Raw genomic sequence first — 745 nt, 5'->3', positions numbered from 1 at the left:
GAGTCGCCACCCCGGTAGAAGGACGTTCGTGGGAGCCAATCCCGCAGCAATCGGCTCTTGGTGGGAGACAGTTCGGCGTCGTACAGGAGAGCCATGCCGTCGACAATAGTGCCGGCGCAGAGCGAATGGCCCCCGCACCTACGCCAGTGCCAGCGCCACGAGCGCGACCAGCGACGGCACACTCTGACACAGCGACCCCACCACTCCGGCTCCACGTGGGCGACTCATCGCCATCCGGTCCGAGACGAACAGCGCGATCCCGGCCGAGAACATGAACGCACATGTATAGACGACGAGCGTGCGACCCGGGGTTTCGTGCCCGGTCCACCACACGATCACCCCTGCGATGGCTCCGGATCCGAGGAACAAGTTGTAGAAGCCGACGTTGAACGCCCACATCCGTACCGGCGGAACATCCGCAGTAGGGATGCGGAACAAGTCCCGGTGAATGCTCGGGCGGCGGAACAGGATCGTCTCCCACGCGAATGCCAGCACGTGTATCGCGGCGGCGACCAGCGCCGCGAGCTGCGCGATGAGGATCATGTCGCAGCCTCCTCGGCGAACCGGATGCCATAGCGAGCGGCGATCTGCGCGAGTGTGCTCGTCAGCACTTCCTCCGGAAGATGCGCCTCGCCCAGCGCGTGGAGATCGGTGAAGAAGCCTCTCATCCCGGTACCGGGACAGACGAGGAGGAACGCCGCGTCGTCGGTGAGCACCGAGAAAGTGTTCGATGTCCCGCCTCGAT

1 protein-coding gene and 1 pseudogene are annotated in these 745 nt (G+C 64.8%); both read right to left on the bottom strand.

What is annotated here, in order from left to right:
* Positions 1-138: 138 nt before the first annotated feature.
* Positions 139-543: a DUF1304 domain-containing protein gene (locus tag R1101_RS0124870; protein WP_016935815.1), complete on the bottom strand. Its 405-nt coding sequence runs from the start codon at positions 541-543 to the stop codon at positions 139-141.
* Positions 540-745: pseudogene (locus R1101_RS0124865) on the bottom strand (hypothetical protein); the annotation flags it as partial. The pseudogene R1101_RS0124865 and the gene R1101_RS0124870, both read right to left, overlap by 4 nt.

The sequence above is a fragment of the Rhodococcus sp. R1101 genome, assembly GCF_000278445.1.
GTDB lineage: Bacteria > Actinomycetota > Actinomycetes > Mycobacteriales > Mycobacteriaceae > Rhodococcus > Rhodococcus gordoniae.
Note: the sequence above shows the minus strand (reverse complement) of the source record. Positions and strands in the feature narration are given on the sequence as shown.